The 22,399-nt window shown below is 66.4% G+C and carries 24 protein-coding genes; 10 read left to right on the forward strand and 14 right to left on the reverse strand.

Annotation, left to right across the window (positions count from 1 at the left end; translation table 11 throughout):
• Positions 1 to 5: 5 nt before the first annotated feature.
• From trpA to trpC, 3 genes are read right to left on the reverse strand one after another with little or no spacing between them, the layout of a single operon-like run.
• Positions 6 to 851, reverse strand: a complete 846-nt coding sequence (trpA, locus tag MU553_RS03765; protein ID WP_247375783.1) for a tryptophan synthase subunit alpha — start codon at positions 849 to 851, stop codon at positions 6 to 8.
• A complete protein-coding gene (gene trpB, locus MU553_RS03770; RefSeq protein WP_247375785.1) occupies positions 852 to 2,150 on the reverse strand; it encodes a tryptophan synthase subunit beta in 1,299 nt (432 codons plus the stop codon).
• A complete protein-coding gene (trpC, locus tag MU553_RS03775) occupies positions 2,147 to 2,923 on the reverse strand; it encodes an indole-3-glycerol phosphate synthase (protein WP_247375787.1) in 777 nt (258 codons plus the stop codon). The genes trpB and trpC overlap by 4 nt, the downstream gene beginning before the upstream one ends.
• Before the next feature lie 217 nt (positions 2,924 to 3,140).
• Between trpC and MU553_RS03780 the strand changes: the two genes are divergently transcribed.
• From MU553_RS03780 to MU553_RS03790, 3 genes are read left to right on the forward strand one after another with little or no spacing between them, the layout of a single operon-like run.
• Positions 3,141 to 3,851: a hypothetical protein gene (locus MU553_RS03780; RefSeq protein ID WP_247375789.1), complete on the forward strand. Its 711-nt coding sequence runs from the start codon at positions 3,141 to 3,143 to the stop codon at positions 3,849 to 3,851.
• A gap of 41 nt (positions 3,852 to 3,892) precedes the next feature.
• Entirely contained in the window at positions 3,893 to 4,354 is a 462-nt protein-coding gene (locus tag MU553_RS03785; RefSeq protein WP_247375791.1) for an MGMT family protein, read from the forward strand.
• A gap of 41 nt (positions 4,355 to 4,395) precedes the next feature.
• On the forward strand, positions 4,396 to 4,620 hold the full coding sequence (locus MU553_RS03790; protein WP_247375793.1) for a hypothetical protein: 225 nt from the start codon (positions 4,396 to 4,398) through the stop codon (positions 4,618 to 4,620).
• A gap of 9 nt (positions 4,621 to 4,629) precedes the next feature.
• Here MU553_RS03790 and MU553_RS03795 read toward each other — a convergent pair whose 3' ends face one another.
• The 4 genes from MU553_RS03795 to lonB all read right to left on the reverse strand — a co-directional run bounded on the left by MU553_RS03795 (position 4,630) and on the right by lonB (position 9,138).
• Positions 4,630 to 5,034, reverse strand: a complete 405-nt coding sequence (locus tag MU553_RS03795; RefSeq protein ID WP_247375795.1) for a hypothetical protein — start codon at positions 5,032 to 5,034, stop codon at positions 4,630 to 4,632.
• A gap of 213 nt (positions 5,035 to 5,247) precedes the next feature.
• Entirely contained in the window at positions 5,248 to 5,907 is a 660-nt protein-coding gene (locus tag MU553_RS03800) for an HAD family hydrolase (RefSeq protein WP_247375797.1), read from the reverse strand.
• Between the two features lie 186 nt (positions 5,908 to 6,093).
• A complete protein-coding gene (locus MU553_RS03805; RefSeq protein ID WP_247375799.1) occupies positions 6,094 to 7,026 on the reverse strand; it encodes a CPBP family intramembrane glutamic endopeptidase in 933 nt (310 codons plus the stop codon).
• 3 nt (positions 7,027 to 7,029) lie between these two features.
• Positions 7,030 to 9,138 (reverse strand): ATP-dependent protease LonB, encoded by a 2,109-nt coding sequence (lonB, locus tag MU553_RS03810; protein WP_247375801.1) that lies wholly within the window; start codon positions 9,136 to 9,138, stop codon positions 7,030 to 7,032.
• Positions 9,139 to 9,301: 163 nt separating this feature from the next.
• Between lonB and MU553_RS03815 the strand changes: the two genes are divergently transcribed.
• Together MU553_RS03815 and MU553_RS03820 are read left to right on the forward strand one after the other, a co-directional pair.
• On the forward strand, positions 9,302 to 9,823 hold the full coding sequence (locus MU553_RS03815) for a nicotinamide-nucleotide adenylyltransferase (protein ID WP_247375803.1): 522 nt from the start codon (positions 9,302 to 9,304) through the stop codon (positions 9,821 to 9,823).
• Positions 9,820 to 10,587 (forward strand): SAM hydrolase/SAM-dependent halogenase family protein, encoded by a 768-nt coding sequence (locus MU553_RS03820; protein ID WP_247375805.1) that lies wholly within the window; start codon positions 9,820 to 9,822, stop codon positions 10,585 to 10,587. Before MU553_RS03815 ends, MU553_RS03820 begins: the two co-directional genes overlap by 4 nt.
• 5 nt (positions 10,588 to 10,592) lie before the next feature.
• Here MU553_RS03820 and MU553_RS03825 read toward each other — a convergent pair whose 3' ends face one another.
• Positions 10,593 to 11,111: a CinA family protein gene (locus tag MU553_RS03825; RefSeq protein WP_247375807.1), complete on the reverse strand. Its 519-nt coding sequence runs from the start codon at positions 11,109 to 11,111 to the stop codon at positions 10,593 to 10,595.
• Between the two features lie 150 nt (positions 11,112 to 11,261).
• Between MU553_RS03825 and MU553_RS03830 the strand changes: the two genes are divergently transcribed.
• Complete coding sequence (locus tag MU553_RS03830; RefSeq protein ID WP_247375809.1) at positions 11,262 to 13,736, forward strand: DUF5059 domain-containing protein; 2,475 nt, start codon at positions 11,262 to 11,264, stop codon at positions 13,734 to 13,736.
• Between the two features lie 36 nt (positions 13,737 to 13,772).
• On the opposite strand, the gene MU553_RS03835 is transcribed toward MU553_RS03830, so the two are convergent.
• From MU553_RS03835 to thsA, 3 genes are all read right to left on the reverse strand, one after another.
• Positions 13,773 to 14,123 carry a DUF7344 domain-containing protein gene (locus MU553_RS03835; protein WP_247375810.1) on the reverse strand — a complete coding sequence of 117 codons (351 nt, stop codon included), beginning with the start codon at positions 14,121 to 14,123 and terminating at the stop codon, positions 13,773 to 13,775.
• A gap of 86 nt (positions 14,124 to 14,209) precedes the next feature.
• Entirely contained in the window at positions 14,210 to 14,545 is a 336-nt protein-coding gene (locus MU553_RS03840; protein ID WP_247375812.1) for a DUF7344 domain-containing protein, read from the reverse strand.
• Between the two features lie 111 nt (positions 14,546 to 14,656).
• On the reverse strand, positions 14,657 to 16,216 hold the full coding sequence (gene thsA, locus MU553_RS03845) for a thermosome subunit alpha (protein ID WP_247376136.1): 1,560 nt from the start codon (positions 16,214 to 16,216) through the stop codon (positions 14,657 to 14,659).
• Positions 16,217 to 16,411: 195 nt separating this feature from the next.
• On the opposite strand from thsA, the gene MU553_RS03850 reads away from it, so the two are divergent.
• Both MU553_RS03850 and MU553_RS03855 read left to right on the forward strand, forming a co-directional pair.
• The gene (locus MU553_RS03850; RefSeq protein ID WP_247375815.1) at positions 16,412 to 17,233 is read left to right on the forward strand and encodes an amidohydrolase family protein; all 822 of its coding nucleotides are present in this window, start codon (positions 16,412 to 16,414) and stop codon (positions 17,231 to 17,233) included.
• Between the two features lie 51 nt (positions 17,234 to 17,284).
• Positions 17,285 to 18,748, forward strand: coding sequence for a glycosyltransferase family 39 protein (locus MU553_RS03855; RefSeq protein WP_247375818.1), 1,464 nt, complete (start codon positions 17,285 to 17,287; stop codon positions 18,746 to 18,748).
• Here MU553_RS03855 and MU553_RS03860 read toward each other — a convergent pair.
• From MU553_RS03860 to MU553_RS03870, 3 genes are all read right to left on the reverse strand, one after another.
• Positions 18,745 to 19,647, reverse strand: coding sequence for a glycosyltransferase family 2 protein (locus tag MU553_RS03860; protein ID WP_247375820.1), 903 nt, complete (start codon positions 19,645 to 19,647; stop codon positions 18,745 to 18,747). The genes MU553_RS03855 and MU553_RS03860 overlap by 4 nt on opposite strands.
• A 76-nt stretch (positions 19,648 to 19,723) precedes the next feature.
• Positions 19,724 to 20,431, reverse strand: coding sequence for a class I SAM-dependent methyltransferase (locus MU553_RS03865; protein WP_247375823.1), 708 nt, complete (start codon positions 20,429 to 20,431; stop codon positions 19,724 to 19,726).
• A 272-nt stretch (positions 20,432 to 20,703) separates the two neighbouring features.
• Positions 20,704 to 21,102 carry a PPOX class F420-dependent oxidoreductase gene (locus MU553_RS03870; protein ID WP_247375825.1) on the reverse strand — a complete coding sequence of 133 codons (399 nt, stop codon included), beginning with the start codon at positions 21,100 to 21,102 and terminating at the stop codon, positions 20,704 to 20,706.
• 151 nt (positions 21,103 to 21,253) lie between these two features.
• Between MU553_RS03870 and MU553_RS03875 the strand changes: the two genes are divergently transcribed.
• Positions 21,254 to 21,541: a MarR family transcriptional regulator gene (locus MU553_RS03875; protein ID WP_247375827.1), complete on the forward strand. Its 288-nt coding sequence runs from the start codon at positions 21,254 to 21,256 to the stop codon at positions 21,539 to 21,541.
• A 67-nt stretch (positions 21,542 to 21,608) separates the two neighbouring features.
• Positions 21,609 to 22,385: an MBL fold metallo-hydrolase gene (locus MU553_RS03880; protein WP_247375829.1), complete on the forward strand. Its 777-nt coding sequence runs from the start codon at positions 21,609 to 21,611 to the stop codon at positions 22,383 to 22,385.
• Positions 22,386 to 22,399: the final 14 nt, after the last annotated feature.

Below are 22,399 nucleotides of genomic sequence, written 5' to 3' on the forward strand. Positions count from 1 at the left end.
CGGGCTCAGGCCCCGTCAGCTTCTGCGGGCTCGCTGGCGCCGCGCAGCGCACCGTCTTTGAGTTCCCGCGCCTTCGCTTCGAGTCGGTCGGCCACGTCCGCGACGGGCTCGTCGTTCGCCGTCCCCTCGGCGACGATGTCGACGAGTGCCGAGCCGACGATGATGCCGTCCGCCCCCGCCCGGACGATCCGCGCCGCGTGGTCGCCTTCTTTGATCCCGAAGCCGACGGCCTTGGGCACGTCCCAGTCGTCGATCCGCGCCAGGCTCTCGTCGGTCTGATCGCTCACGTCGTCACGCGCGCCCGTCGTGCCGAGGCGTGCCTGCACGTAGACGTACCCGGACACCTGTTCCTGCATGCGTTCGAGGCGGTCGCCCCGAGTCGTCGGCGCGACGATGAAGACGAGGTCCAGGCCGAACTCGTCACAGGCCGCTCGCAGTGGCCCGGACTCTTCGGCCGGGAGATCGGGGACGACGAACCCCGTCAGTCCGACCTCGGCAGCCTTCTCGACGAACGGCCGCGGTCCCTCCTCCGATCCGTACTGGTAGATGAGGTTGTAGTAGGTCATACAGACGAGGGGGACGCCCACATCGAGGTCCTCGACGAACTCGAAAAAGCGGTCGGGCGTCATCCCGCTCTCCAGCGCGCGAACGATGGCGTTCTGGATCGTCGGCCCCTCCGCGATGGGTTCGGAAAAGGGCAGGCCGAGTTCGATGACGTCCGCGCCGCCGCGGGCCAGCGCCTCGACGTACTCCTTGGAGGCCTCGTAGTTCGGGTCGCCCGCCGCGAGATAGGGGATGAAGGCCGGTTCGTCCCGCTCGAAGACCGCCTGAAGCTGCTCGTTCTCGGCCATCTACATCGCCCCCTCGTCTCGCGGCTCATCGCCGCTCGACTTTTCGGCGGCCCGAGGGGCCGCCCCCTCGAATACCGACATATCGACGTCCACGTCCAGATCGCGCTGTTCGGTCTCCTCGATGACGGTTTCGAGGTCCTTGTCGCCGCGGCCGGAGACGTTCACGATGGTCACGTCGCCGACCTCGTCGGGGTGCTCGTGGAGGTAGCCGAAGGCGTGGGCCGTCTCCAGCGCCGGGATGATGCCCTCGTCCTGGGAGAGGCGGTGGAACGCCTCCAGTGCAGCGGCGTCGTCGACGTTCGCGGGCGTGACGCGGCCCTCGTCGACGAGGTGGGCGAGTTCCGGCCCGACGCCGGCGTAGTCAAGTCCCGCCGAGACGCTGTGAGACTCCATGATCTGGCCGTCCGAGTCCTGCAGGAGTTTCGTCCGCGCACCGTGGAGGACGCCCTCGTTCCCGGTCGACAGCGTCGCCGAGTTTGGCGCGACGCCTTGCTCCTCGTCCACCGAGAGCGAGGAACCGCCAGCTTCGACGGCGATGAGGTCCGTTTCCTCGTCGTCCACGAAGTTCGCGAACGCGCCCATGGTGTTCGAGCCGCCGCCCGCGCAGGCGACGACCGAATCCGGCAGTCGGCCAGCCCGGTCCTGTATCTGCTGACGGGCCTCCTCGGAAATCACCGACTGGAAGTCACGGACCATCCGGGGGAACGGGTCAGGGCCGACGACGGAACCGATGACGTAGTGGGTGTCCTCGACGGTCGTCGCCCAGTCGCGCATCGTCTCGCTGATGGCCTCTTTGAGCGTGCCGCGGCCGACGGTGACGGGATTGACCTCCGCGCCGTTGAGGCGCATCCGGAACACGTTGGGCCGCTGCCGGTTGATGTCGGTCTTGCCCATGTAGATCTCGCAGGGCATGTCGAGGTGGGCGGCCGCCATCGCCGTCGCGGTGCCGTGCTGGCCGGCCCCGGTCTCAGCGATGATGCGCTCTTTGCCCATGTACTTCGCGAGCAGCACCTGCCCGAGCGCGTTGTTCAGCTTGTGTGCGCCGCCGTGAACCAGGTCCTCGCGCTTGAGGTACACGTCGGTGTCGTACCGATCCGAGAGTTGCTCGGCGTACTGCAGCGGCGTGGTTCGACCACCGAAGTCCCGAAGACGGTCCTGGAACTCGTTCATGAAGCCGTCCTCGTTTTCCAGCACGTATCGCTCGTAGGCGTCTGTCAGCTCCTCGATCGCCGGCATCAACGCCTCGGGCACGTACTGACCGCCGTACCGCCCGAACTTCCCCGCGTGCGCGTCACTCATGTGTCTTCCACCTGGGACCCCGCGCGTGTCAGGCTTTCCGTATTCTCTCGCACTGACCCGTCCATGATCGCGCTCCCGACGAGCAGGCCGTCGGCGCCCGCCTCGCGCATGCGAACCACGTCGTCGGGCGTCGAGATGCCGCTCTCGGCGATCAGCGTCACGTCCTCGGGCACCGCGGGCGCGACCTCCTCGAACGTCGCGAGATCGACCTCCAGTTTCGTGAGGTCGCGGTTGTTCACGCCGACGACGGCCGCGCCGGCGTCGAGCGCGCGGGTCAGTTCGTCGCGGTCGTGAACCTCGACGAGCACCTGAAAGCCGCGGTCGCGTGCAGCGGCGAGCAGGTCCGCCAGGTCGTCGCCGACGAAGCGCGCGATCAGCAGGACGACGTCCGCTTCGACGGTGTCGAGCTGTTCCTCGCGCAGGACGAAGTCCTTCCGGAGCACGGGCACGTCCACGGCTTCTCGGATCTTCGTCAGGTTCTCCGGCGAACCACCGAAGTGCTCGGGTTCGGTCAGCACGGACAGCGCCGCCGCGCCGCCCTCGACCATCTGTTCGGCGAGCGCGACCGGGTCGTCGGTCCGTTCGCCCTCGGTCGTCGGACTCGTCGGTTTGACTTCCGCGATGACCGGCACGCGACCGTCGGCTTCGGCGTCTGCGAACGCCGCAGGCAGCGACTCCGCGTCGACTGCGACGCGCTCGTCGCCGCCACCGCGCTCCCGCGCAGCCGACAGAATCGACTGTACCGCTGGTGCGACTTCCTCACTAGCGTCCATTGATGTACATTAACTGACTGATTTGCACATAAGACTTGCGTCACGCGGCCGAGCCGACAGGAAGAGCCACCACCGGGACCGATCTGTCTCACCGACCGACAAGGAGACGACGCTGACCGTTCCCGAAGCCGCCGGCTGGTGCGGGTCGGTCACCCACGGGAGTTCTGCAGTTCGGTCACACCGACAGTAATATATTTCTAACTGATACTTCCCAGACATGGCACGTCGGCGCACCGTACTCCGGACGGCACTGGCAGCGACGACACTGGGGATCGCAGGATGCAACGCGCTCACACTCGGCCGAGAGGACGACGAGGACGTCGTAGAGGAGGAAACGGACACCGACGACGAAACGGAGAGTGACGAGAACGAGGACCACGAGAGCGTCGGCGAACAGCGGGGCGAACGAGTGATGAAGCAACTGCAGGTGCTCCAGGCCAGGGGGGTGAAGACGGCCGCGGACGGCGCAAGGGAAGTCGGCGGCGTGATGCTGATCGCAACGAAGGCACCGGGTGCCGAAGACATCGACCTGACCGGCATGACGTTTCAGTGGGTCGACGACACCGGCGCCTACGACGTCGTTCACGAAGCAGTCTACGACGAGCGCGCCGACGGCGCGTTCGCACACGAGGCGCTCACGGACGAAGACGACTCGCTCTCCGGCGAGGCGACGCCGACGATAACCAGTAGCGACGACCGGGTCATGATCGTGATCGACATCGGCGCTGCGGAGCCGGCTGACGGCAACCAGATCGCTGGCGCGTACGACACGTCGGGACGCGCACCCGCGACCATTCGCGAGGGCAAGGGCGGGCTCGCGGAAGGAGAGACGGCGTCGATTCGCATCACGACTGCGTCCGGGACGGCTTCGACGGTCCAGCTCGTCGTTCCGGAATCGCTGAGCGGTACGACGGCCGTTCGACTGTAACCCGCCGAAACCATAAAGGCCGCATCGACGGACTCATCGGTATGGACGACACCGCCGGCATCTACGCGCGCGAGGTCCCCTTTCTCGACCGCTACGTCCAACTCGGCATCGCCCAGGGTCGCGTCATCTCCGTCTCCTTTCCGGACGCGCCCGACGGAGACGCCGACGAGGAACACGAACTCCTCGACCGCATCGACGCCTACCTGGAGGGCGTCGAAGAGGACTTCACCGACATCACGGTCGCACTGACGGTTCCGACCGACCAGCGGAACGTGTTAGAGACGGTCCGCGGCATCCCCTACGGGTCACAGATCGGCGTCGAGAAGATCGCCCAGATGGCGGCCGGACTCGACCCCGAAGACGACGGAGACCGACGGCTCGTCCGGGAGGCGCTCCAGGCGAACCCGACCCCGCTCCTCATCCCGGACCACCGCGTTCGCGACGGGCCGAGCGCCGCGCCGGCCGACGTCGCCCAGAAGCTCCGGTCCGTGGAAGGCCTCTGACCACCCCGTGGCTATTTGTTACTCGTTCGTCAATTAGGCGTATGCCCTCTCTGAAAGTCGTCGAACAGGCGAGCGGTGCAGTGACCGACGAGTCAGGTCCCACAGAGACGGACGTGCTCGTCCTCGTTGGGGCCGACCGTGGGGGCGATCCGATAGTGAAACTCGAAGCCGCGTCCGACGACCGACCGGACGCGATCGAAGCGAGCCTGTCGCCAGCGCAGGTCGACGAACTCTGCGACGGCCTCAGAAGACTGCTCGGCGACTGACGCCGCGGTTCACTCGGACGATCGCTCCGGAGACGAGTTGTCTCTGCCGGCGACTTCCCGCTGGTAGAGATACGCCCCGAGCGCGATCAACAGCGCCACGTCGCCCGCTGGCTCCAGCAGTTCGAACGACGGCACGACGCGCAGCGCCGCGAGCCCGCTGTACCCGATCGCCAGTCCGGCGAGCAGGTAGCCCGCCGCCGCAACTCTGAGCAGTTCCGTACCCGTCCCCGTGACGGCGACGGCGAACCCGACGGCGACGAGCAGTACCGCGCCGACGAGGACCTGCGCAAGTGCGAACGCGGCCGCGCTTCCAGCGATCGCCCCGTACCCCATGAGTCCGGCGTACGCGAGCAGCGCGAGCACCAGAAACCCGACTCGCGTGCGCCGACTCGTGACCGCAGCGTGAACGTCCATATCCGTGCCTGACGGCCAGCGGGCTAAAGACGTTCGTTACTCACCGTTGAAAACGGAGACTGAGAACTGCGCCAGACGAGCGTCGCAAACTGGAGTGAACCTCACTCGCGACTTCGGCGCTCGTTGCGGGAACCACTCTCTGCTCACGGGCGGAAGGCTCGTTCGCATTAGTCGCAAAACCAGAACGAGGAACACGAGGTTTTGCGTCTGTCCTCAGGCGCTACAGATGTCGTGGAGGTCGTCGAGGGAGTCGATGTCCCAGGTGGGCCACACATTGAGATCCCAGTCGCTGCGGTGTGGACGACGAATGAATGCCGAGTCGATACCGGCGTTCTCGGCAGCCCTGATGTCAGACTCGTTGTCGCCGACGTACAGTGCAGACTCCGCATCGAGGTCGGCCAGCGCACGCTCGAGGTAGTGGGGATTCGGCTTTCGAAGGGTGAGGCTTTCGATGGTCGCCTCACGACCGTACGCAGTGTCGAACAGACCCGAGATCTCGAAGTGATCCAGGAGGAAATCGACCGTCTCCTGCTGGTTCGAACTCACGATCCCCATCGGGACGTCGAGGTCGGCGAGCGAGTCGAGATCCCCGTACGGGGTTTTCCGGCCGGCGCGAGCTTCTTCCTGCTGTGCCACGGACACCGTCCGATCACGAGTGCGCCAGAACTGCTCCGGTTCGAAATCGTAGACGTCACTGACGGTGGCGACCTCGCTGGGCGTTGCTCCAATGGTCATATCCTCGACGTGGTCGGGGTCCGGATCGGTCACACCGAACTGCGCGAACGTCTCTTCAGTAGCCTCCCGAAGGACGTCGAAGCGCGTTCGACCGACGAGGACACCGTCGTTGTCGAAAACGACGGTATCATAAGTCATATTTGTGATTGTGAGGTCAGTGTAATAAGGTTTTCAGTCGGGACATATTCAGCGAAAAACGGATTCTACGCTGCACGCATCCTGTGATCTCGCACGTCGTTCAACACGGATGACAGACAGGGAGGAAACCGATCGTGCGACATTGGCGATCGCTACTGAGCAACAACCGGACCGAACCGTGACTGGTCAGTCCGTCCTCGCCCAGTCGATCCCCAGCAGTTCGTGGACGGCGAACTCCAGGGCGTTCACGAGGTAGTGAGCGACGAACACGACCAGGAAACTCCCGGTGACGATGAACGCCCCGGCGAGCACGAATCCGAGGCCGCCGGTGACGACGATTCCCAGTCGGCCCTGAGCGCCATGCCCGAGTGCGAACGCGAGCGAGGAGACGACCGCCAGCACCCACGGTGAGGTGCCAAAGCCAGCCGTCGTCGCGCCGATGATCGCCGCCCGGAAGATGAACTCCTCGACCCCGGCGATGATCGGCAAGACGAGTCCGAACAGCGTCAGCCAGCCCAGCGCCGTGTCCGGCGCGAGCATGCTCCGGAGCCGCTCGTCGTACTCGACGCCCATGGCGTCCGCGCTGGCCGCGCCGAGTTCGTTGGCGACGTACAGCCCCACGCCGAGGGCGGTCCCGACGAGTAGCGCGGGCAGGCCAGTACTCATCTGTTCGCCGGTGATGCCGAACGCCCACGCCGGAATCTCCGTGTACCAGGCCGCCGCGAGCAGAAGACCACCGAACAGTCCCTGGGTGAACGCGACGTTGACCAGCAGCGCCCCCGTCGAGAGACTGCGCTCGTCGGCGCCGACGGGAGCGGCCTGCGTCCCGCCGTCAGCGCCGGCCGAGACGTGGTGGCCCTCGGCGTCGCCCGTGACCACCGGCTCGGAGAGCGTGTACTCGGCGTCGGTATCGAGGGGACACTCGAACGAGTCCTCGTCGGCGACCGACGCCAGTCGACCCGGCGGGTCGACGTCGTCGCGGACGGCAGACTGGGAGAGTCGAGCGAGCGCGAGTAAAAGGGTGAGAACGACGCCCGTCAAGCCGACGAACGTCGCCCAGTCGGGGGCGGACGAGCCCGCGTCCGCGACGCGAAGCGCGGACGTCGTCCACTCCGACACGGGTTACTGCGGGCTCGGGCTGCCGCTGCCCGCGCCGACCTGGCGCTCCAGCGCCGAGCCGGTGATGTTCTTGAGGCGATCGACCAGCGAGTCCTTCTCCGGTTCGCCCGAGAGGGAGACCTCCAGCACTTCGCTGATGTGGGAGACGGGGATGATCTCGATCATCTCCTCGTACTCCTCTTCGATCATGACGTCCTGCTCGTTGGCCTTCGGGATGATGACCTTGTCGAGGCCGGCCTTCGCGGCCGCCTCGATCTTGTGAGTCACACCGCCGACGGGCAGCACGTCGCCGCGGACCGACAGCGAACCGGTCATGGCGATGTTCTGTTCGACGGGCACGTCCTCCAGCGCGGAGATGACGGCCGTCGCGACGGTGATGGAGGCGGAGTCGCCGTCGACGCCGCCCTCACCGGCCTGGACGAACTGGATGTGCACGTCCCGTTCGGTGATGTCCTCGTCGGAGAACTTCTTGATGATGGCGGAGACGTTCTGGACTGCTTCCTGGGCCATCTCCTTCAGCTGGCCGGTGGCGATGACCTCGCCCGGCCCCTGAGAGGGCGTGACCTCGGCCATCACGGGCAGGACGATACCGGAGTCCTCGCCCATGACCGCCAGGCCGTTGACTCGACCCACGACGTCGCCCTGGGCGACGGTGAGTTCGTAGTCCTTCCGGCGCTCGATGTAGTTGTCCGCGAGTTGCTGCTCGATGGAGCGCGAGCGGCGCTTTGCCTGCAGCACGTCCTCGCGGTCGGTGAACTGCTTGTCCTCGGCGCGGGCGATGTCGCCAGCGACGCGGACGAGCCCGCCCAGGTCACGCAGTTTGAGGGTGAGGTGACCCTTCCGGCCGGCGCGGCGCCGGGCTTCGAGGATGACCTCTTCGACGGCCTCCTCGGTGAAGTGCGGGAGGCGGCCGTCTTTCTCGACTTCCTGGGCGACGAACCGGGCGTACTTCCGGCGCATCTCGGGTTCGTCCTCGATGGTGTCGTCCATGTACACCTCGTACCCGTACCCCTTGATGCGGGAGCGGAGCGCGGGGTGCATGTTCTCCATCGCGTCCAGGTTCCCGGCCGCGATGAAGATGAAGTCACAGGGGACGGGTTCGGTCTGGACCATCGCGCCCGAGGAGCGCTCGGACTGGCCCGTGATGGAGAACTTCCCTTCCTGGATGGCCGTCATCAGCTTCTGCTGTGAGCGGATGTCCAGGGTGTTGATCTCGTCGACGAACAGGACGCCCTTGTTGGCCTTGTGGATCGCGCCGGGCTCGACGCGGTCGTGGCTCGGCGTCTCCATCCCACCGGACTGGAACGGGTCGTGGCGAACGTCGCCCAGCAGCGCACCGGCGTGGGCGCCGGTGGCGTCCTCGAACGGAGCGGTCTTCTGCTCGGCGTTGTTGACGAGCAGGTTCGGGATCATCGCGTCGTTGCCCCGCGAACCGTAGCGGAACGCGAGGTAGATGACGCCGGCCGCCAGGATGCCCAGCAGCGGTTGCTGGACGATCAACAGGGCGTACCCGATGACGATCGCGATGATGATCCACATCAGGAAACTGCGCATCTGGTTGCGCTTGCGGGCTTCCTCCTTGTGGGCGTCGACGATCTGGTCACCTTTGCCGGCGGGGACCGTCCGCACTTTCGGCTCGTTGCCGTCGTCGGGGTTGTGATAGACGAGAACGTCTTGCAGCTCCTCTTTCGGGAGGAGCTGGCTCATCGCTTTGGCCAGCATGGACTTCCCGGTCCCGGGCGAACCGATCATCATCACGTGGCGGCGCTGCTTTGCCGCCTTCTTGACGATGTCCCGGGCGTGATCCTGGCCGATCACCTGATCGACCAGACGGTCGGGGACCTTGATGTCCTTGGTGGACTCGACCTCGAGCCCGCCCAGGAGGTCCTCTTCGGCGACCTCCTCGTTGACCTCGGCCTCGATCTCGACGTCACTACCGAGATCGTCGAGCGTTCCACGGTCGTCCGCGGGGACGCCCGCCTCCTCGTCTGTCTCGTCGCCAGTGTCGTCGACCAGCTCAGAGGCGTGGTCGTCGACGTCGTCGGCGACGTCCTCGGTGGAGTCACTCACCCCGTCCTGGGGGTCGTCGTCAGTGTCCGTATCGTTGCTCATAGAACCGTTGCTGTTGCCAAAACCGAAGGGCTGTCGACTGATATACTTTCTCCCCTCCAGGGACCAGAAGTGGCCAGAGAACCGCAAGACAGCGGCCCGACGATCGACTGGCAGGTCGGTGTCAACTCGTCGCCTTTATGAAACTGCTCGTTTACTATCCAGTATGACTCGGGGGTTCTACATCGGCCGCTTCCAACCGTATCACAGCGGCCACCACGCGCTCGTCGAACAGATCGCCGAAGAAGTAGACGAAGTCGTCGTCGGGATCGGCAGCGCGGGCGACTCACACACTGCGCGCGACCCGTTCACGGCCGGCGAGCGCGTGATGATGATTACGAAAGCGCTGGAGGCGCTCGATCTCACGTCCTACGTCGTGCCCATCGAGGACCTGAACCGCAACTCTGTCTGGGTGAGCCACGTCCAGAGCATGTCCCCACGGTTCGACGTCGCCTACTCGAACAACCCGCTCGTCATCCAGCTCTTCGAGGAGGCCGGCGTCGAGGTCAGACAGTCGAAGATGTTCAACCGGGAGGAGCTCAAGGGCAGCGAGATTCGCGAACGGATGATCGCCGGCGACGCCTGGGAGCCGTACGTTCCGGACGCCGTCGTCGACGTCATCCACGAGGTCGACGGCGTCGAACGCATCCAGCGCGTCAACAGCGTCGACGACGCCCCCACGGAATGATCACGCTCAGTTCCGACTTCGGGACGCCGTATCCCGCCGCGATGAAAGGCGTCATCCTCCAGGAGAGCGACGCCCGCCTCGTGGACGTTGCCCACGATTTCCCCCGACAGGACGTTCGAGCGAGCGCGTTCTGGCTCCGGGAAGTCCTCCCGCACTTTCCGCCCGCCGTCCACCTCGTCGTCGTCGACCCCGGCGTCGGCACGGACCGCGACGCCCTCGTGGTTCGGAGCGGCGACCACGCTCTCGTCGGCCCCGACAACGGCGTCCTGGTCCCGGTCGCCCGAGAACTGGGCCCGGACGAATCGTTCGAGGCGTTCACTATCGCGGTAGATGACCCCGCGAGTGCGACGTTCCACGGACGGGACGTCTTCGCGCCCGCGGCCGCGACGGTCCACGAGGCGGGCGTCGAATCGTTCGACGGCCTGGACGGCTTCGAAGCGACCGACGAGGTCGTCGACCTCGCGTTCCCGGCCCCCAGCGTCACCGCGGACGCGGCGAGCGGCGAGGTGTTGGTCGTCGACGGCTTCGGCAACGCGATCACGAACGTCCCCGGGAACGCCCTGACCGACCACTTCGGCACTCGGGTCACGGTAAACGACGAGTCGGTCCCGGCACGTCGGACGTACGCGGCCGTCGACCCGGGCGACCGTCTGGCCACCGTGGGCAGTCACGGCAACGTCGAACTTGCCGTCAACCAGGGCCGTGGGGACGAAGCGTTCGGCCTCGCCGCCGGAGACGAAGTCGTGCTGTCGCCGGATACGTAACGGGGTCAGGCCTGCTCTTCGACCGCAGCGAGCAGGTCTTCGAGCGCCTGGCGTGCGATCTGTTCTTTGATCTCGGTCCGAGTGCCGTCGAACTCGTAGCGTTCGACCGACGTCGTCGAGGACTGGGTGCCCCACTCGCCGGCGAAGGACACGCCGATGAACACCGTCCCGACCGGTTTCGCCTCGGTTCCGCCCTCCGGCCCCGCGATGCCGGTCGTCGAGACGCCCCAGGTCGTGCCTGCGGAATCCCTGACGCCCCGAGCCATCTGCCGGGCGACCGGTGCCGAGACGGCGCCATCCTCGTCGAGGACTTCACGGTTCACTGCCAGTAGTTGCAGTTTGGCGTCGTACGAGTACGTCGTCAGCGAGCGGTCGAAGTAGTCGGACGATCCTGGCACGTCGGTCAGCAGCGACCCGATGAGACCGCCGGTACAGGACTCGGCGACGGCGACCGTCGCGTCCGTCTTCCGGAGCGGGTCCCCGACCTGCTCTTCGATCGGTGGACTCGAAGCGAACTCGCGCATACCTCCCGTGCGCGCGTCTCGACAATCAAAGCGACGGTCGCAGTGAACCAGCAGAGATATACACGTTTCTGCACCCGTTTCATAGAGGTCGAGTTTTAGGCCACCCAAAAATCGACGGGTTTTTGTATTTTTAGGCGAGCCTAAAACCTGATGCGACCAAATCGACGTCAACTCCTCCGCTCGGCGGGTCTCGCGGCCGCCGCGGTGGGACTCGCGGGGTGTAACAGCACGACTGGGAACGAGAGTACGTCGCCGGGGACCGACACCCCCTCGGGGACGACGACCGACGACGATTCGTCCGAGAGCGCGTCCGTCTCCGTCGATGCGGCAGTCGCGGCCGAGTGGACCGCGATGCGGAGTCGCCTGGACGACGCGTACGCGCTCGGTCTGGCAGGACTGGGCGGCGAGGGAGCGAGCGTCGCCGGCCGCACGTTCGAGCGCTTCGAGAACGCCAGCGGCGAGTACGGCGCTCACGAATATCTCGAGCACACGAGCACTGCCAACTACGAGGGCTTCGAGACCGCTATCGTCGACCTGCAGGAGTCGCTCTCCGAGGGCGACGCGGAGGGTGCCGCCGAGGGGTGGCGCAGCGCTCACCAGCACCTCCGGGAAGCGCAGATCGCCGCCGTCGGCGAGTCCGGTGCGAACGCGCTCGGCGTCCTCCGCTTCGGCGCTGCCGTGAACAACGTCGAACTGCTGGCGGCTGCCGGGGAGTCCGAGGCAGCAGCCACGGTTGCAGGCGAAATCACGGCGTGGTGGCACGACGTCCCCGAGCACGACGCGATCGAAGCGGCCGATCACGAGGCCTACGGGAACCTCGAAGAGGCGATGGCGGCGGCACGGAGCGCGGCCCAGAACGGCGATCTGGCCGGCGTCCGGAGTGCGAGCGACGCCGCTGTCAACGCGACCGTGTCCGGCGCGGCGGCCATCGCGAACGAGAAACTGGCGAGCGCCGGCCACCTGGCTGCCTACCAGGCACAGGGCTGGGACGCCGCGGCGCTCGCGTCGCTCGGCGGTCCGTCGACGAACTACGCGCACGCGGCCGTCCTCAACAGCTACCGGACGCGAGTCTACGACGCCCACTGGCTCGCCGCGCGCGGCGCGGCCGACACTGCGCAGACGATGGTCGACGACGTCTTCGAGCACTTCGAGACGGACGAGCGGGGCTACCACGAAGCGCTCGAAGAGGCGAACGCCGAGGCCTACGAAGGGTTCGAGAGCGGTCTGAGCTCCACGTCGACGGCCGTCGGCAACGGCAACGCCTCGGGCGTCGACTCGGCGATCGAGACCGTCGACGACAACCTCGTGACCGGGATCGAGGCGCTCGCGGGCGCGACCGGCGCGACCCTCCTCCAGGCGTCGTTCTTCCGGTCGCGCATCGGCGACGCTCGGGAACTCTACCGGCTCGGGGCCACCGATGCCGCCGCCGGCGTCGTCGGCGACGTCTTCGAGCGGTTCGAGGCCGACGAGGCCGGCCTCCACGAGGCCGTCGAGTCGACCGACGAGGAGATCTACGAGTCCTTCGAGTCGGCGATCTCTTCGCTGCAGACGGCCATGTCGAACGGCAACGACGGCGCCGTCGAGACCAACGCGACGAAGGTCATGGACGAACTCCTCGGCTACATGACGACCGCGGGGTCGGCCGCACAGGTCGGTGCCGCGGAATCCAGCTACATGGCCGCTCGCGGGTTCGACGCGGCCGCGCTGGCCGCCCTCGACGAGGGAAGCCGCGGGAAGGCGATCACCCAGTCGGCACTCCAGTACTTCGAGGGGGGCGCCGGCGGCTTCCACGAGGCGCTCGAAGAAGCAGACCGCGCGACCTACGAGAGCTTCGAGTCCGACCTGAGCGCGGTCGGCTCTGCCGCCCAGAGCGGCGGTGACGCGTACGGGGCCGCGACGACGTTCTACGGCGACGCGGTCGCTGCCGCGTACGCCGTCGTGAACGCAGCCGGCGGCTCGTTCGGCGGCGCGGCCGCGACGGTCGTCGACGACGTGTTCAAGAGCTTCGAAGCCAACGACGGTGGTATCCACGAGACGCTCGAAGAAGCCGACAAGGGCGCATACGAGACCTTCGAGAGCAAGCTCGATGCGTTCTCGACCGCTCTCGGCGAGAACGGTGACGTTCGCGGGACCGCCAGCGCCTTCGCGAACGCCACGCAGCGCGGGCAGTTCGCCGTCGTCGGAGCGCTCGGGAAGTCGCCGATCAGCGAGAGCGGCGAGAGGAGCGGCCACGAGACGACCTACGAGGGTGGTCCGAACGTCCAGAAAGGCGTACCGAGCGACGCCGACCACGTCGTCAAATCCAAGCCGATCTCCTTCGAGCCGAAGGAACTCACCGTCGAGAAGGGCGACACGGTCGCCTTCGAGTTTGCCGGCGGCGAACCGCACTCGGTCACCGCCTACGAGGACGAGATCCCGTCGGGCGCCGAGTACTGGGCCTCGGGCGGCTTCGACTCGGAGTCGGCAGCCCGCGAGGGGTGGGACGAGGACAGCGGTACGGTGAAGGGCGCGATTTCGACCGGACAGTCCTACGTCCACACCTTCGAGACGACGGGCACGCACGAGTACTTCTGCATCCCTCACGAGGGAATGGGGATGAAAGGCACCATCGTCGTCGAAGCGTAACCGTTCGGTTTCCTTTCCTGCTGGTTTGGATCGATTTTACGGGCAGGGTTCCTGCAGAACGCCGCCGTCGTCGTCGAGGGCGTCCATGATCTGCTCGACGGTCGAGAGCATCCGATCAGGTCGGATCAGCCGCTCTTCCGTATCGTACTTGATGACGTTCGCATCAGCGAGTTTCGGCAGGTGAACGTGATGTAATCGGTGTTCGATATCGCCGGTCCGAACAGACGGCGATCCGACGTCGTCCACGGCGTCCCGGGCCTCCGTCTCCAGATGCGTCAGGGCCTCTTCGTAAGTGTACAGCTCGTCCGACCTGTTCAGGAGGTACTCACAGAGGGTTCGGCGCTGCCAGTCGGCGAGTGCTTCGAGGGCAGCATCGAAGTTCGACATCGAGAGAGTGTTGGCCGTCAGTACAAGTAGGCCCCATGCCTGACTAGTTTGGGCCGAGCCGATGGGCCGGCGAGACATCGCGGTCGTCAGGGTCGAGGGAACTCGGACTCCAGGGTGGGGAAAACCGTCTCGATGGTTGCGAGTGCAGGCCCGGGCCTGACGAGATTCGCGTTCCGATCGTACTCGATGACGTCTTCGCTGGCGAGTCGCGGGAGGTACTCGCTGCGCAATCGACGCGCCAGGTCGGCGCGTCTCGTCGACGGGGGCCGCACGTCGGCGGGCGCTGTCCGAGCTTCGGTCACGAGATGCGTGAGAAGTTCCTCGAACGTAAACAGGTCCTCCGAACTGTTCAGCAGGTACGCACAGATCGTGCGTCGCGGCCACGCTGCGACAGCTTCGATGAAGGAATCGATCTTCGCCATCCCCGTCGCTATCGCTCGCGGCACGTGTAGGCAGCGTGCCTGCCTATGCAGGCTCGCGGCGACAACGCTCAGAAACCAGTAACTGCAAAAAACGAAGTGGACTTCGGCCGGTTACTCCGCGGAGATGACGTCGTCGATGCGGACGATCATCGTCGCCGCTTCGGTCGCGGACTCGACGGCTTCCTGCTTGACGGCGGCGGGGTCGAGGATGCCGTGCTCGATCGGGTTCCCGACGACACCGGTCTGACCCTCGGAGATGAGGCCGGCGATGCCTTCACTCTCGTACTCGGAGCGGAGGTCGACCAGCGCGTCGATGGGGTCCATACCCGTGTTCGCGGCGAGCGTGCGCGGGAGCACGTCGACGGCGTCGGCGAAGGCCTCGACGGCGAGCTGCTTGCGACCCTCGATGCTGGCCGCCCTGTTGCGGATCTGATCGGCGATGGCGATCTCGGTCGCGCCGGCGCCGGGGACGACGCCGCCCATGTCCAGGGCGGCGGTGACGACGTCCAGCGAGTCGTTGAGAGCGCGCTCCAGTTCGTCGGTGACGTGTTCGGTGCCACCGCGAGCGAAGACAGTGACGGACTCAGCGGCCGTGCCGCCCTCGATGAAGGCGAGTTCGTCGTCGCCGAACTTCTCGACGTGCGCTTCGTCTGCCTCGCCGAGGTCGTCCTCGTCGAGATCCTCGACGGAGCCGGCGCGGGACGCACCGGTCGCGCTGGCGATGGATTTGGCGTCGTCGTCGCCGACGCTCTCGAACGCGAGGATGCCCTCTTTCGCGAGGTAGGCCGCCGCGCGGTCCTCGATGTCACCGGTGACGAACACGACGTCGACGTCGAGGTCGGCGAGCGCGTCCGCGTAGCCGCGCAGTTCCTCTTCCTCGGCCGAGATGGCCTGGTCGAGCTGGTCGACGTCGGTGATGTTGTACTCGGCGTCGATCGAGGACTCCTTCAGGTCGATGTCGTTGTCGACGACCGCGATGGTCGCGTCTTCGACCGAGCGGGGCATGTTCTCGTGAGCGGGCTCCTCGTCGACGATGACGCCCTCGACGAGCTCCGTCGCGGAGGAGGAGCCGCCGGTCTGGGTCCGGACGGTGATGTTGTCGCGGACGACGCCGGAGTCGGCTTCGACGTGCTGAACGGCGCCGACGACGGTCTTGGCGAGGTCCTCGGCGGCGACGTCGCCGGTCCCTTTGCCGGTCATGGAGGTTTCGGCGACTTTCAGGAGCGTCTCCTCGTCGACGTCGGCGTCGAGGACTCCCTCGTCGATGGAGTCCTGGGCCAGCTGTGCGGCTTCGTGATACCCCTCGACGATAGTCGTCGGGTGGACGTCGTCGTCGAGCAGGTCCTCGGCCTGCTTGAGGAGTTCGCCCGCCAGGACCGAGGCCGTCGTGGTCCCGTCACCGACCTCGTCTTCCTGGGTCTGGGCGACCTCGACGATCATCTGGGCCGCGGGGTGCTCGATCTCCATCTCGTCGAGAATCGTGGCGCCGTCGTTCGTGATGACGACGTCGCCAGCGTCGGAGACGAGCATCTTGTCCATCCCGCGCGGCCCGAGCGTCGTCCGTACGGACTCCGAGACCGCCTTGCCGGCTGCGATGTTCGATGTCTGTGCGTCCTTCCCCTCGGTCCGCTGGGAATCCTCGTTGAGAATGAACATGGGCTGGCCGCCCATCCGTCGCTGTTGGGACATAGTCATAAGATGATGGTAAGCGGTTCTATATAAAAGTTACTAACCCACTGAAACTGAGAGACGGCGACGGGATACGACAGAGTTCGGGAGGGCGCCGTTTCAGGCTTGGGGTCGGCCAGAGCCAGGTGACAGCGGTGAAGCAACCGTTATTACAGGACCACTCCATGCCACGGGTGGATGCTCGAACTGGAGCACGGGTTTCGCGTCGTCGACGTCCACACCCGCCTGGAACCGGACGAGACCAGGCGGCCGGACCGCCAGACCGGCGACCCCGAAACCATCGAACGGGAGATGCACCAGGCCGGCGTCGTCCGGTCCGTGGTGTTCCCCGGCCCGCGCGAGGGGAGTTATCTCAAGGCAAACAACGCCGTCGCCAGAATGAGCGTCGGCCGGCCGTTCGTCGCCTTCGCACGCATCAACGGCGTCCGCGACCCGGGGTCGAGCCCCGGCGCACGCCTCCGAAACCTCGCGTCCTCGCGCGACGAGGAACACACCTCTCCCGCGGACATCGAGCAGTACGCGTACGACGACCGGTTCGCCGGGTTCAAACTGCACCCGGCCGCCGACGGCCTCCCGGACGAGACGGTCCTCGAAGAACTGGCAGCGGTCGGCCTACCGGTGCTGGTTCACGGCGGCGAGCGGTTCCCGCCCAGTGCCGTCGCCGACCACCTGCTGGGCTACGACTTCCCGGTCGTCATCGAACACTTCGGCAGCTATCCGCTGAATCGCGACCTGGCCGAACGCGCCATCGACCTGCTCGACGACCACGAGGCCTGCTATCTCGACACGAGTTTCGTCAGGTTTCGCGACCCGATGGAACGAGCTATCATGGAACACCCCGACCGCGTCCTCTTCGGCAGCGGCGCGCCCAACACGCACCCCGACGTCGCCGTGATGGAGATCCTGACCCTGGACGTACCCGAGGACTCCATGCGCAAGGTCTTCTCGAAGAACCCGTCCCGCGTCATCGAGGAGCTCGGGCCGTCCGGCGGCGAGTAGCACCGAGTGATTTCGGAACTGACATCACGGTGACTGGCAGACCGACAATTCGTGCGCGACGACACGGCTCGGATCGACCGGCACCTGCTCGCGGTTGCGGCAGTCGTGCTGGTCGGCTCGCTGTTACGGTTGTACGCCCTGGGTGCCGAGAGCCTGTGGGTGGACGAGATCATCACCCTCCGGTTCGCCACGACGTACGGGTTTCCCGAGTTGCTGTGGGTCATTCCGGCGAAACAACCACACCTCCCGCTGTACTACGTCCTTCTCCACGGCTGGACGGCCGTCGCCGGCACGTCCGAGACGGCCCTCCGCGCACCCTCGGCCGTCTTCGGCATCATCTCGCTGCCGCTCATCTATCTCGTGGGACGGCACATGTTCGACCGGGAGACCGGCCTGGTGGCGACGGTCGTGCTCGCCGTCTCGCCGTTCCACCTCTACTACGCTCAGGAGACGCGGATGTACAGTTTCCTGACCGCGACGACGTTGCTGTCGTTCCTGTTTCTGCTCCGCCTCCGCGAGACGCCCTCCCGTGCCAACGTCGCCGGGTACGTCACGGGAACGATGCTGACGGTGGCGCTCCACCCCTTCGGGTTTCTGGTCGTCGTCGCCCAGGGGCTCGCTCTCGTGGCTGACCGCTGGCGGTCCGGCGGTGGCTGGCGTCCCGGGGAGTTCTCGACGCTGGAGCGGACCCATCTCGCGTGCTGGGGCCTGCTCACGCCGGTCCTCGCGCTCGGCGTCCTGAAAGCCCGGAGCGCCGTCGACGGCTTCGACTTCATCGCCCCGCCGACGCCGGCGGACGTCGTCTGGACGGTCCACGAGTACTTCTCGACGACCGCCACGCCCGCCGCGATGCTCGTCGGCGTCCTCGTGGTCGTCGCCGTCCTGCTCGCGTTCCGGACGCTGGACCGCGACCGCGTCCTCCTCGTGGCCTGGATGCTCGTGCCCGTCCTCGCGCTCGTGGCGGTCTCGTACCTCCTGACGCCGCTGTTCTGGGACCGCTACACGATCGCGGCCTCGCCCGCGTGGTTCCTCGCCGTCGCGCTCGGAATTACGAGCCTCGAACGCCGGCACGCGCGATACGCCCTCGCCGGACTGCTGATCGCCGCGATGGTGCCGGCAGTCGGCCACTACTACACGACCCCGCAGAAAGAGGAGTGGGACGCGGTGACCGCCGAGATCGAGACACACGCCGAGCCCGGCGACGTCGTCATCGTGACAGACGACGTCGGCCGTCAGGCGTTCGATCACTACTGGTCGCGGTCAGACGTCACAGTCGAGGACGCGGTGGCCGGCCCCGCGCCGGGCGGTGGGCCGGTTACGAACGCGACGGAGTTCCAGCGGCTGACACACGGCAGCGACCGCGTCTGGCTCGTCCTCACCCACATCTGGTTCCATCCCGGCGAGAAACAGCGCGTACTCGACGCCGTGGACGACGGTCGAGACGTGGTCCGGCACCGCGACTACTTCGGCGTCGAACTGTACCTGTTCGCCAACGAGTCGGACGACAGAAGTTAGCGCCAGTCGTAGACGGTCACCGCTCGATCCGACCGGCGTGAGCGCCCGCGCGGGTTGCGTCGCGACGACCGGTCCGTGAACCGCGCGACGAGGCCGTCCTTCAGACCCGTCCCCATGCCAGTCAGCACGTCGCGACCGTTTCCGAACCACGAGGACGGAGTCGCGTTCCCCTTGGCTACGTCACGGAGCGTGCTGCCGGCGTCACGCACGCCGTGACCGATCATCCGGGCGACGACAGTCGGTCGCAGTCCGTAGTTCTTCGCGAGCCGATACGCCAGCGCTCGGTACTTCCAGTTCCAGTCGGTCTCGGCGACGCCGCCGTCGGTCCCGTACTCGCTTCGGACGCACATGTCGCTCTCCCAGACCACCTCGTAGTCTATCCCTGCCAGCCGATGTGCGGCGTCTCTGGAGCCGCCGGTCTGAAGGTACTCGTCGAACCCGTCGAGCGCGTCGAGCGCCGCCCGGGAGAACGCAGCGTTGTCGCCGTTGAAGTACGTGACCGTTCGCCCCTTGATCGTCCGCGTCTCGACGCTCTCGGTAGTCAGTCCGGTTTTGAGTTCGCGGTGGGTCGGTCCCGAAACGACGTCGGCCTCCGCGATGGCGGAGACGAGGGCGTCCGTCCAGCCCTCCTCGACGGAGAGGCCGTGATTGAGCAGCGCGACGACGTCGCCGGTGGCGCGGTCGATCCCGGCGTTGCGAGCCACGTTGAGTCCGCGGTCGGCGATCTCGACGAGGACGTCCACGTCGTCACGGTCGCGGACCATGCCCGTGGTGCCGTCGGCCGACGGTCCGTTGACGACGACCACTTCGGCGTCCGGCGCGTGCTCGGCGAGCGCGTCCAGACAGCCCGCTAACTGGTCCCTGCCGTTGAGCGTCGGGACGACCACCGAGAGCTTCATACCCCTCGATACCCCTCCGGAACCCTAAAAAACTCGCGACGTGCTCGCGCGAAACGATAGCATACGTACCGGTCGGTCACGGAACCTGCGCGTTCCAGTACGACACGGATGCGAGCCGCTTGCCGAGCGGCGATTTGATGAGCGTCCTGTCGATGTCGCGGAACGTACTCGCGAGCTGGTTCGGGATCTGACGGTACAGCCCGTACGGGAAGGCGAAGTCGTGATCGGCCTCCTTCAGCGACAGGCCCGCGCTGTCGAGCAGCCGGGACACTTCCCACCGCGAGTAGAGGCGCGATCCCATCGGGAGCGCCCAGTTGTACAGCGACCGCGTCGTGAACCGGTTGAACGTGTCGAAGAACACCTGGTCACGGGAGACGCGGCGCATCTCAGAGAGGAACGACGCCGGCTGGTCTGCCAGGTGGAAAAACCGCATCGCCATGACGGTGTCGAAGCTGTCGTCCGGGAACGGCAGTCGCCCGGCGTCACCGCGCATGAACTCCAGATGGTCGGCCACGCCGGCGTGGCGTGCCTTCTGTCGCCCCTGCTGGAGCATCGGTCCGGAGATGTCCAGGCCGACCACGTCGGCACCGCGCTCGGCCAGCATGACCGTGAACCGACCGGTCCCGCAGGCAATCTCCAGTACGTCCTTGTCCTGGACCGGCCCGATCGCGTCGAGCACGGCCTGTTTTTCACGCCGGTCGATCAACCGGCCGCCCCGGGAGAACCGCTTCTCCTCGTACTCCTCGGCGATGTCGTCTTCCTGATACCACTCCTGGCCCTTCACGCTCTTATGGTAGTTCCGACCCCGGGGGAATAAAACGATACTGAAACGAACTGGTGACCACTTCGGGAGTCACTGCCAAGAACTGGTTTGCGGACCTGGCCCGTCTGTAGGAATGGAATGCCGACCTGCAAGCACTGCGGCTGTGAGTTCAGTCCCGCGGAGCTCGTCCGCCACGAAACCGACCGCCTGCTGCTGGTTCACTGTCCGGAGTGTGAGTCCCCGCTGGGAAGTTATCGCCGCCACGGACAGCGAGAACCGTCTGCGAGGACCGATTAGCTCGTCACGACCCGCTCGGGCTCGATGCGGACGATGACCCGAGCCCCCTCTTCGGTGTCCAGGTTCGGATACTCATCGACGTCCATGTACCGCCGGGCGAGGTCGTTGATGTGATCGACGGCACCGTCCTCGGTCAACTCGACGGCCTCGCCCAGGACTGAGAGGAACCGGTACGGATCGTCCGGATCGGTCATGCTGACGGCGACGTCCGGGTTCGCCCGGAGGTTGCGCTCCTTGCGCCGCCCGCGCGTCGTGTTGAACAGCAGGTGCCCGGCGTCCTCGTCGTAGTCGATCCACACTGGCGTGACGTGTGGCGACCCGTCCGGCAGGATCGTCGAGACGTGGGCGAATGTTTGCTTATCGAACAGGTCACGGAACGAGTCAGGGACCTGCATACCGGAACCAACGGAAGCCAGCGGGTTATCGGTTCCGGCAAATTATGTCACCCATGTTTGTATAAGGAGGCATAATATGCACTTATTTATTCGTATTGTTTTGTCACACATGTAGCCAAGATTTACCAGTACCGGGGTGAAATGTGGGAATATGAGCACGACGCCAGAGGATGGCTCGAATCAGGGGAAGGGTGAAGACAGTCCGCTCGCGGACCCGGACTTCAGAAATCAGCTCCGCGAACTACCGCCGAGCGCGAAGCTCGTCGCGAAGGTGCTCGAAGGGAGTTCGCCGCTGTCGCAGGGGCAGCTCGCCGAGGAGTCCCTGCTCCCGGACCGCACAGTCCGGTACGCGCTGAACCGGCTCGAAGAGTCGGACCTCGTCGGGTCGCGCTACAGCTTCCACGACGCGCGCAAGCAGGTCTACTACCTGAACAGCTGACCGGCTCACTCACGCGGACGGTGACCTGACCGCCGGACATTTGCCCGGCGCACCCATGGGGGTGGGTATGGACGTCACCCGGGTACCCGTCGAGACCACGACGCGCGGTCCCGGCGGCCGGACGAACGCGTATCTCCTCGGCAGCGACAGCGCGCTGCTGGTCGATCCTGCCGACAGCACGGACCCCCTCGACGACGCCGTCAGCGACTGCGCTGTGACCCACGTCGCGGTCACGCACCACCACCCGGACCACGTCGGCGCCGTCGCGACCTACGCCGACCGCTGCGACGCGACCGTCTGGGCACACGCGGCCCACGCCGACCGGTTCGAATCGACAACGGGCGTCAGTCCCGACCGGACCTTCCGACACGGCACCACGATCGACACCGACCAGGGAGCGGTGCGCGTCCGTGGCACGCCCGGCCACGCACCCGAGCACGTCACCTTCGAGTGCGACGCCGGCGCGGTCGTCGGCGATCTGGCCGTCGCCGCCGGCAGCGTCGTCGTGGGTGGGCCGGACGCCGACATGCGCGCCTACCTGACTAGCCTCCGGCGAGTGCACGCCCAGAACCCCGAGGCGCTCTATCCCGGCCACGGGCCGACCATCGAGGACGCCCGGGGAACGCTCGAACGGCTCGTCGTTCATCGGATCGAGCGCGAGGCGCGCATCCTGGCCGCCGTCGAGAGCGGCGCCGAAACGATCGACGAGATCCTGGACGCGGCCTACGACAAGGACCTCGGCGGCGTCCGTGACCTGGCACGGGCGACCGTCCGGTGTCACCTCCAGAAGCTGGCAGTCGAGGGCGACCTGGTGTGGGACGGCGATCGGGCCGCTCTCGCGTAGCCGGCGGTCGCCGC

It is taken from the genome of Halorientalis brevis, assembly GCF_023077655.1.

What these genes read in the sequence shown, in the direction of transcription:
- MU553_RS03825 (WP_247375807.1), bottom strand. Translation starts at nt 11,111, where the DNA reads ATGCGCGAGTTCGCTTCGAGTCCACCGATCGAAGAGCAGGTCGGGGAC.
- MU553_RS03780 (WP_247375789.1), top strand. Translation starts at nt 3,141, where the DNA reads ATGGCACGTCGGCGCACCGTACTCCGGACGGCACTGGCAGCGACGACA.
- lonB (WP_247375801.1), bottom strand. Translation starts at nt 9,138, where the DNA reads ATGAGCAACGATACGGACACTGACGACGACCCCCAGGACGGGGTGAGT.
- MU553_RS03875 (WP_247375827.1), top strand. Translation starts at nt 21,254, where the DNA reads ATGAGCACGACGCCAGAGGATGGCTCGAATCAGGGGAAGGGTGAAGAC.
- MU553_RS03800 (WP_247375797.1), bottom strand. Translation starts at nt 5,907, where the DNA reads ATGACTTATGATACCGTCGTTTTCGACAACGACGGTGTCCTCGTCGGT.
- MU553_RS03880 (WP_247375829.1), top strand. Translation starts at nt 21,609, where the DNA reads ATGGACGTCACCCGGGTACCCGTCGAGACCACGACGCGCGGTCCCGGC.
- trpB (WP_247375785.1), bottom strand. Translation starts at nt 2,150, where the DNA reads ATGAGTGACGCGCACGCGGGGAAGTTCGGGCGGTACGGCGGTCAGTAC.
- MU553_RS03795 (WP_247375795.1), bottom strand. Translation starts at nt 5,034, where the DNA reads ATGGACGTTCACGCTGCGGTCACGAGTCGGCGCACGCGAGTCGGGTTT.
- MU553_RS03860 (WP_247375820.1), bottom strand. Translation starts at nt 19,647, where the DNA reads ATGAAGCTCTCGGTGGTCGTCCCGACGCTCAACGGCAGGGACCAGTTA.
- MU553_RS03820 (WP_247375805.1), top strand. Translation starts at nt 9,820, where the DNA reads ATGATCACGCTCAGTTCCGACTTCGGGACGCCGTATCCCGCCGCGATG.
- MU553_RS03850 (WP_247375815.1), top strand. Translation starts at nt 16,412, where the DNA reads ATGCTCGAACTGGAGCACGGGTTTCGCGTCGTCGACGTCCACACCCGC.
- MU553_RS03870 (WP_247375825.1), bottom strand. Translation starts at nt 21,102, where the DNA reads ATGCAGGTCCCTGACTCGTTCCGTGACCTGTTCGATAAGCAAACATTC.
- thsA (WP_247376136.1), bottom strand. Translation starts at nt 16,216, where the DNA reads ATGGGCGGCCAGCCCATGTTCATTCTCAACGAGGATTCCCAGCGGACC.
- MU553_RS03840 (WP_247375812.1), bottom strand. Translation starts at nt 14,545, where the DNA reads ATGGCGAAGATCGATTCCTTCATCGAAGCTGTCGCAGCGTGGCCGCGA.
- MU553_RS03835 (WP_247375810.1), bottom strand. Translation starts at nt 14,123, where the DNA reads ATGTCGAACTTCGATGCTGCCCTCGAAGCACTCGCCGACTGGCAGCGC.
- trpA (WP_247375783.1), bottom strand. Translation starts at nt 851, where the DNA reads ATGGCCGAGAACGAGCAGCTTCAGGCGGTCTTCGAGCGGGACGAACCG.
- MU553_RS03830 (WP_247375809.1), top strand. Translation starts at nt 11,262, where the DNA reads ATGCGACCAAATCGACGTCAACTCCTCCGCTCGGCGGGTCTCGCGGCC.
- MU553_RS03785 (WP_247375791.1), top strand. Translation starts at nt 3,893, where the DNA reads ATGGACGACACCGCCGGCATCTACGCGCGCGAGGTCCCCTTTCTCGAC.
- MU553_RS03815 (WP_247375803.1), top strand. Translation starts at nt 9,302, where the DNA reads ATGACTCGGGGGTTCTACATCGGCCGCTTCCAACCGTATCACAGCGGC.
- trpC (WP_247375787.1), bottom strand. Translation starts at nt 2,923, where the DNA reads ATGGACGCTAGTGAGGAAGTCGCACCAGCGGTACAGTCGATTCTGTCG.
- MU553_RS03790 (WP_247375793.1), top strand. Translation starts at nt 4,396, where the DNA reads ATGCCCTCTCTGAAAGTCGTCGAACAGGCGAGCGGTGCAGTGACCGAC.